The organism is Stenotrophomonas maltophilia (assembly GCF_047497515.2).
Lineage (GTDB): Bacteria > Pseudomonadota > Gammaproteobacteria > Xanthomonadales > Xanthomonadaceae > Stenotrophomonas.
Window position 1 is genome coordinate 184404 of sequence record NZ_JAXAXL020000006.1, and the last position, 7366, is coordinate 191769.

General features: G+C 69.0%; 7 protein-coding genes and 1 pseudogene. 4 read left to right on the forward strand and 4 right to left on the reverse strand.

Features of this window, described 5'->3' with window-relative positions; genetic code table 11:
• The first annotated feature begins 148 nt into the window (after positions 1 to 148).
• The 3 genes from tsaC to ACMZPQ_RS11510 are packed head-to-tail and all read left to right on the forward strand — an operon-like array spanning position 149 to position 2248.
• Complete coding sequence (tsaC, locus tag ACMZPQ_RS11500) at positions 149 to 739, forward strand: L-threonylcarbamoyladenylate synthase type 1 TsaC (RefSeq protein ID WP_197584087.1); 591 nt, start codon at positions 149 to 151, stop codon at positions 737 to 739.
• A 43-nt stretch (positions 740 to 782) separates the two neighbouring features.
• Positions 783 to 1472, forward strand: coding sequence for a DUF4124 domain-containing protein (locus ACMZPQ_RS11505; RefSeq protein WP_197584089.1), 690 nt, complete (start codon positions 783 to 785; stop codon positions 1470 to 1472).
• 35 nt (positions 1473 to 1507) lie between these two features.
• Positions 1508 to 2248: a hypothetical protein gene (locus ACMZPQ_RS11510; RefSeq protein WP_197584091.1), complete on the forward strand. Its 741-nt coding sequence runs from the start codon at positions 1508 to 1510 to the stop codon at positions 2246 to 2248.
• A gap of 92 nt (positions 2249 to 2340) precedes the next feature.
• Here the strand turns inward: ACMZPQ_RS11510 and ACMZPQ_RS11515 are convergent, their stop codons facing one another.
• Positions 2341 to 3117, reverse strand: coding sequence for an SDR family oxidoreductase (locus ACMZPQ_RS11515; RefSeq protein ID WP_197584093.1), 777 nt, complete (start codon positions 3115 to 3117; stop codon positions 2341 to 2343).
• Positions 3118 to 3229: 112 nt separating this feature from the next.
• Between ACMZPQ_RS11515 and ACMZPQ_RS11520 the strand changes: the two genes are divergently transcribed.
• The gene (locus tag ACMZPQ_RS11520; RefSeq protein WP_197584095.1) at positions 3230 to 3442 is read left to right on the forward strand and encodes a hypothetical protein; all 213 of its coding nucleotides are present in this window, start codon (positions 3230 to 3232) and stop codon (positions 3440 to 3442) included.
• Positions 3443 to 3643: 201 nt separating this feature from the next.
• Here the strand turns inward: ACMZPQ_RS11520 and sppA are convergent, their stop codons facing one another.
• The 3 genes and pseudogenes from sppA to ACMZPQ_RS11535 all read right to left on the reverse strand — a co-directional run.
• Positions 3644 to 5566, reverse strand: coding sequence for a signal peptide peptidase SppA (gene sppA, locus ACMZPQ_RS11525; RefSeq protein WP_197584097.1), 1923 nt, complete (start codon positions 5564 to 5566; stop codon positions 3644 to 3646).
• 116 nt (positions 5567 to 5682) lie between these two features.
• Positions 5683 to 7047, reverse strand: a complete 1365-nt coding sequence (locus ACMZPQ_RS11530) for an MATE family efflux transporter (protein WP_197584099.1) — start codon at positions 7045 to 7047, stop codon at positions 5683 to 5685.
• A 219-nt stretch (positions 7048 to 7266) separates the two neighbouring features.
• Positions 7267 to 7366, reverse strand: a pseudogene (locus tag ACMZPQ_RS11535) (IS481 family transposase); the annotation flags it as partial.

The window sequence follows — 7366 nt, forward strand, 5'->3', positions numbered from 1 at the left end:
GGGGGGGGGGGGGGGGGGGCCCCCCCCGGCCCCCCCCCCACCACGGTCCGCACCCGCCAAGGTCCGCACCCGCCACGGTCCGCACCGGCCAACGGCCGGCACCACCGGGCGGCACCGTTCCACCCTATCTGCACGCTGCAGGGGGATAATGAAGGCCCACGTCGGGCCGGTCCCTGCCATGAAAGAACTCACCCTCGACTCTGCTGTCGCCACGCTCCGCGCGGGCGGCGTGATCGCCTATCCGACCGAAGCGGTCTGGGGCCTGGGCTGTGATCCTTCGCACGAGGCGGCGGTGCACATGGTGCTGCGGCTGAAACAGCGCCCGATCGAGAAAGGCATGATCCTGGTCGCTGCCGATCTGGCCCAGCTGGAAGGCTGGGTACGGCTGCAGGCGCTGCCCGACGCCCGCCAGCGCGCGGTGCTGGCCAGCTGGCCCGGTGCCAACACCTGGATCCTGCCGGCCGGCCCGCGTGCCAGGTCCTGGGTCACCGGCGAGCACAGCGGGATTGCGGTGCGCATCAGCGCGCATCCGCTGGTGGCGGCCCTGTGCCGTGCCTGGGGTGGCCCACTGGTCTCGACCAGCGCCAACCTGGCCGGTGAACCGCCGGCGCGCCGCCGCGAAGAGCTGGACCCACGCCTGCTGCGCCTGCTGGACGGCATCCTGGATGGCGAAACCGGCGGCCTGGCCCAGCCCACCCCGATCCGCGACGCGCTCAGCGGCAACGTGCTGCGCTCCTGAGCGGCCGATTGCACTGCACCGGACAATCGCGCACCCTGCGGTCATGAACGTGCTGCGCACCGCCCTGGGCCTGTGCCTGCTGCTGCCCTGGACCGCACCGGCGGCCGAGGATGTGCGGGTCTACCGTTGCGTCGCCAGCAACGGTGCGGTCGCCCTGCAGGACAAGCCCTGCAACAGCGGCCGCCAGCAGGTGCGCGACCTGCAGCGCCCGCGTGATCCAGCGCCACGGGTGGTGCGCAGTGATGCCACGCCCGCGCCGCCGGATGCGCTTCCGGCGATGCGCGATCGCGAAGTCCGCCACGTCTACATCCAACCGCCGCAGCCGATGTACGAGTGCGTGAGCGACGACGGCCAGCGCTATACCAGCGACAACAACGAAGGCAATCCTCGCTGGGTGCCGTTGTGGACCAGCGTCTGGCTGCCACACGGGCATCGTGGCCCGGCCTACCCGGGTCCGCGCCCGGCAGTCGGCACACCGATCGGTCCAGCCATGGGCGACGGGGTTGGCCATCGCCCGCCCGCCGTGGGAATCGGCGTGCAGGTCCCGGCCGGCAGCGTGCTGGTCCGCGACAGCTGCCATGCGCTGCCGCCTCAGGAGGTCTGCGCGCGCCTGCGTGATCGCCGCTGGGAACTGGACCGCCGCTACAACAGCGCATTGCAGAGCGAGCGCACCGCCATCAGCAACGAACAGCGTGGCATCGACGCACGCCTGTCGCGGGACTGCCAGCGCTGAGCGCAGCCCTGCATCGCAGCCTGTACGCTGTGTGCATGAACAGATTGATCTGGTTGGCCCTGGCGTTGCTGCCCGGCACGGCACTGGCCGAAACGGGCGTGGTGTACCGCTGCACATCCAGCAGCAGCGACGTGCCGACCCTGCAACGTACACCCTGTCCGTCCGGCAGCAAACAGCAGGTGCTGCGCGTGCCCGACCCGGCCAGCGCGCAGCCGGCAGCGCCCACTCCGGCCCCGGAGCCCGCTCCGGCCGCCGTTGGGCCGCCGGCCACCGCGCCGGCCGGCCCCGCTGCGCCTGCTGCCCCAGCAGGGCCACGACGCGCGGACGAAGGCCGCACCATCATGGAAGCGGGAATGGTGGAACGCGAAGGCGGCAACCAGATCCTGGACAGCGCGACGCTGCGCCGTGATGCCGACACCCGCGCCCAGGCGGGCGACGGGCCGCCGAAGCCGCCGCTGCCGCCGATCTTCCAGTGCATCGACGGCCAGGGCGGTAGTTATCTGCACGAGTACGAGACGTCACCCGGCCGCTGCGAACCCATGACCGTGCAGGGCCTGGGCGGCGTCACGCCGATGAACGCCGCCGGCTGCGAAGTGGTGCGCGACCGCTGCGAGGAGCTGCCTGAAGCACAGCGCTGCGGCAGCTGGCAGCAGCGCTTCCGCGATGCACGCGGCCGTGAGCGATTTGCCACGCCGGAGAACCGCGACGCCGCGCGCGGTGAACGCGAACGGTTGCAGGGCGTGCTGGAGGCCAGCAACTGCCCGGTACCGGGGTGACAGCCACCGGTAGTGCCGGCCGCTGGCCGGCAACTGCAATCATCTGAAGATCCCGAGGTAGCCGGCCAGCGGCCGGCATTACCCTCGAACGCTCAGAACCCGTAGCGCAGGAAGCCGCCGTCCACCGCGATGCATTCGCCGGTGACATAGCTGGCCGCCGGCAGGCACAGGAAGCCGACAGCGGCGGCGACTTCCTCCGGCTCGCCAATGCGGCGCATCGGCGTGCGGTTGATCACTTCCTCGTAGTAATCCGGGTCCGACAGCGGACCGGACGTGCGCCGCGTGCGGATATACCACGGCGCCACCGCATTGACCCGGATGCCATCCTCAGCCCATTCCACGGCCAGGTTGCGGGTCATCTGGTGCATCGCCGCCTTGCTCATGCCGTAGACCACGCCGCTGCGCACATGGGTCAGCCCGGACACGCTGCCGACATTGACGATCGACGATGACGCGTGGCGTGCCAGCAGCGGGTGCGCGTAGCGCGACAGCTCGAACGCCGAGAACAGGTTGGTCTCGAAGATCTGGCGCCATTCGTCTTCGGAATATTCCGTGGCCGCCTTGCTGACGTTGCCGCCGGCATTGTTGACCAGGATGTGCAGGCCATCGCTGTGGTCTTCCACCCAGTCCAGGATCTGGCGGCGGTCCTCGTCATCGGCGACATCGGCAGCCAGCGCGTGCACCTGCATCTGCGGATACACGTCCAGCAGCTCGTCGCGTGCCGTCTCCAGCATGTCGATATCACGCCCGACGATCATCAGGTCGGCGCCGAAGCCGGCCAGTTCGTGTGCAATGGCCAGGCCGATGCCGGCGCTGGCGCCGGTGATCAGGGCGGTCTGGCCGTCCAGGCGCCACCGTTGCTGGGTCATGTGTCCTCCGGGGCCGCGCCCGCTGTGTTTCGATGCGGCAAGGATACGCGCTCACGGCCGCCGCCTGCCGGGGGTGCGACACTGGCACGCAAGCCCACCGCGGAGAGCCGCCATGCGCATCCTGACCCTGTCCTCGTCCCTGCTGGCCACCGTGCTGCTGGCGGGCTGCCAGCGTCCACCGGCACCGAACCCGGAGAAGCCACCGGTACCCAAAGCGATGACGCGTGCGATGCATGAGCCGCTGGACCGCGCCAGGAGCGCGCAGAAGGCCATGGAAGACACCGCCGCGCGTGAGCGCAAGGCCGAAGCCGACGCGACACAGTAACCCGCAAACGAAAACGCCCGGCCGAAGCCGGGCGTTTCCCGTAGAGCCACGCCATGCGTGGATGGAGCGGTGCCGACCAAGGTCGGCACCCACCAGAGCAGGGCAATGCCAGCCAGCGGCCGGCACTGCCGCAGATCGGTAGATCCACGCCATGCGTGGCCGTACCAGTAGATCCACGCCATGCGTGGATAGGCGTTCCGATCAGAACCCGCAGAAGCAATACGCCAGCGCCTTCACCGGCGCACCGTTGCCCTTCTCGCGGGCTGCGTTCTCGACGAAGCGCAACTGCGTGTCCACTTCCGGCATCGTGCGGGCCAGCATCATCCGCGCCATGCCCGAGTCGGACAGCATCCAGGCACCGGCACGGCTGCCGGCGAAACCGCTGACGAACTGCGCGAACGGCGTCGCCGCCTTCTCGATGTAGCGCACGCGGTAAGCGTCGGCCTTGCCCAGCTTGGCGCGGCTGGCCGCATCGGCCACGGCGTCCTTCAGGCCACCGAAGGCGTCGACCAGGCCACGTTCCTTGGCCTGCGCACCGCTCCACACGCGGCCACGGGCCACTTCATCAACGGCCTCGACCGGCTTCTTGCGCGCGTCGGCGACGCGACCGGTGAAGTCGGCGTAGCCCTTGTTGATCACCGTCTGGATGACCTGGCCCACCGCCGGGTCCATCGGACGGGTGACGTCGAAGGCACCGGCAAAGCGGGTGGTGCCGACGCCATCGGTGTGCACGCCGATCTTGTCCAGCGCGCGGCTGAAGTTCGGCACCATGCCGAAGATGCCGATCGAACCGGTGATGGTCGACGGATCGGCGTAGATGCGGTCGGCGTTCATGCTGATCCAGTAACCACCGGACGCAGCCAGATCGCCCATCGACACCACCACCGGCTTACCGGCGGCCTGCAGGGCCACCACTTCGCGGCGGATCTGCTCGGAGGCGAACACTTCACCGCCCGGCGAATCGACGCGCAGCACCACGGCCTTGACGTTCTCGTCGTCGCGCGCGGCGCGCAGCAGCGCCGAGGTCGACTCACCACCGATACGGCCGGCCGGCAGGTCACCGCCGCTGATCTCGCCTTCGGCCACCACCACCGCCACCTGCGGACGCGAGTCCACCGGGTTGCGGCGTGCATCGAGCAGGGCCAGGTAGCGGCCGAAATCGACGTTGCGGAAACCGCCGTCGGCATCCTCGTCGGCCACGCCGCGCTCGATCATCAGATCCTCGAATTCCTCGCGGGTCTTCAGCGCGGTCACCAGCTTCTGCTGCAGGGCGAACTTGGCCAGGTCACCACCGGCGGCGGCGATGCCTTCCGGCAGCGTGTCGATGCCGGCAGCCAACTGTGCCGGGTCCAGGCGACGGGCCTTGGCGATGTCGGCCAGGTAGCGCTGCCACACGTCGTTCATCCAGAACAGGTCGGCTTCCTTGGAGGCCGGCGACGCCGCATCGAGCACGTACGGCTCAGCTGCCGACTTGTACTCACCCACCTTGAACAGGTGCACGTCCACGCCCAGCTTGTCCTGCAGGCCGGTGCGGAAGTACTGGCGGTAGCGCCCCAGGCCCTCGAGCACCACCGACCCCATCGGGTCCAGGTAGACCTCGTCGGCCTGTGCGGCCAGCAGGTACTGCGACTGGCCCATGCTCTCGCTGTAAGCCACCAGCTGCTTGCCGGACGCGCGCAGGTCCTGCAGCGCCGCGGCCACTTCACGCAGCGAGGCAAAGCCCGACGGCTGCAGCTTGTCCAGCTCCAGCACCACGCGCTCGATCTTCTTGTCTTCCTTGGCCGACTCGATCACCCGCAGCAGATCGCGCAGCTGGATTTCTTCGGCACCGTTGTCGCCCACGGCCTTGGCCAGCGCGCGGCTGACCGGATCGGCGCTGAACTGCTCGACCAGGCGGCCTTCCGGCGCAATCACCAGGGTGGTGCGGTCCTGCAGCGACTTGCTGGCACCGGCCCCCATGCCGGCGGCGATGACGAACAGCACCAGCAGCAGGAACAGCAGGCCGAAGAACACCAGGTTGAGGATCAACCGGCGGGTGAAGTTCATGACGTCCCACAGCCCGATGAAGAAACTGGCGACGGGGTTGCGACGCGCCGGGGGCAGCGGGGGCACGGTTTGATTCATGGAGCGCTCCGGATGGCTTCTTGCCGTGGTACCAGCATAGCCGGTGCCGCGTGATGCGGCATCGGACACAAGTCAGGGGATCGCCCGCCACGGATCACCCGGGCGGGCGCGCAACGTCAGGACAGCATCGACTGGCCGACGCGCAGGCTGCTGCGGCGCAGGCGCCACCCCATCAGGATGGCGGCAGCGGTCAGGCCAACAATCAGGCCGATCCACATGCCCTGCGGGCCCATGCCCAGGCCAAGGCCGAGCCCCGCGCCGAGCGGCATGCCCAGGCCCCAGTACGCGAACATGGCGATGAACATCGGCACGCGGGTGTCCTTCAGGCCGCGCAACGCGCCGGCCGACAGCACCTGGATGCCATCCGGGAACTGGAAGGTGGCCGCGTACAGCAGCAGGGTCGAGGCCAGGCCGGCCACGGCCAGGTCGTTGGTGTACACACCGACGATGGCGTCGTGGCCGAACAGCAGCACTGCCGCCGACAGCGTCTGCGTGCCCATGATGATCGCGTAGCCGGCCCACGCCGCGCGGCGCACGCCGAAGCCATCGCCGCGGCCGACCGCATGGCCGACGCGCACAGTGGTGGCCTCGGCCACGCCCATCGGGATCATGAAGCACAGCTGCGCGACATTGATCGCGATCTGGTGCGCGGCCGCCTCGTTGGCGCCCAGGCGGCCGATCAACAGTGCGGTGACGATGAACAGACCGCCTTCCATCAGCACGGTGATGCCGATCGGCAGGCCGGTGCGCAGCAGTTCCCAGATCGCCTTCCAGCGCGGCCCTTCGAAGTGCGAGAACAGCTGCAGGTGGGCGAAGCGCTTGGTGAACCACAGGTAGGTAGCGAAGGCGATCGCCTGCAGCCACATCATCACCGCCGAAGCGATGCCGAGGCCTTCGGCGCCCATTTCCGGGAAACCGAGCTTGCCGTTGGCCAGCACATAGCCCATCGGCGCCAGCACGAACAGGCCACCGAAACCCAGCAGCATGGTCGGCAGCGTCCAGTGCATGCCCTCGCTCAGGTAGCGCATGCAGAAGTACAGGGTCAGCGCCGGGCCGCCCCAGCGCACCGCGTGCAGGAACGCGGTCGCGCCCGGCACGATGTCCGGTGCGATGCCGAAGGCCGGCAGCAGCGGCGGCACGACGGTGAGGAAGGTGAACATGATCAGGCCCAGGCCCAGCGCCAGCCACAGTGCCTGGCGGAACAACGGGCCGATCTCGCGCTCGCGGCCAGCGCCGTGCAGCTGCGACACCGAGGCGGTGAGCGAGATCAGGGTGCCGATCGGAATCAGCATCGGCAGCCACAGCAGGGCGGTACCGATGGTCACCGCAGCCAGGGTCGCGGTGGCGTGGTGACCGGCAATCACGTTGTCGACGAAGGAGATCAGACCGGTGGACACATGGCCCAGCACAAGCGGCAGGGCGAGCAGACCGGTGGCGCCGACTTCCTTGCGGAAGCGCGGCGTGGAGGTTGCAGTAGACATAAGGTGCTTGACGCGAACTACGGTTGCGCGCGAAGGGCACAGGCACCGGGTTGCGGTCGGTCATCTTACGCGTGCAGCGCGCGCATTCCCATGACACGGCGTGAATGCCGGGTCCCGGCAGGCCTCGCTGCGGTAGAGTCGACTGTTGGTCGACTGCGCTTTGGGTCGACTGCACTTCATACAGAACCGCGAAACCCCCGCGCTGCGCGCGGAAGTCGACTAACTGTGTAAACCCACCACGTTGTTCAGCGGGATTCTGGAAATAGGCGGTTGGCTGCCGATCCCCATGTGGGGTCGGTGCCAGTTGTAGTGATGCAGC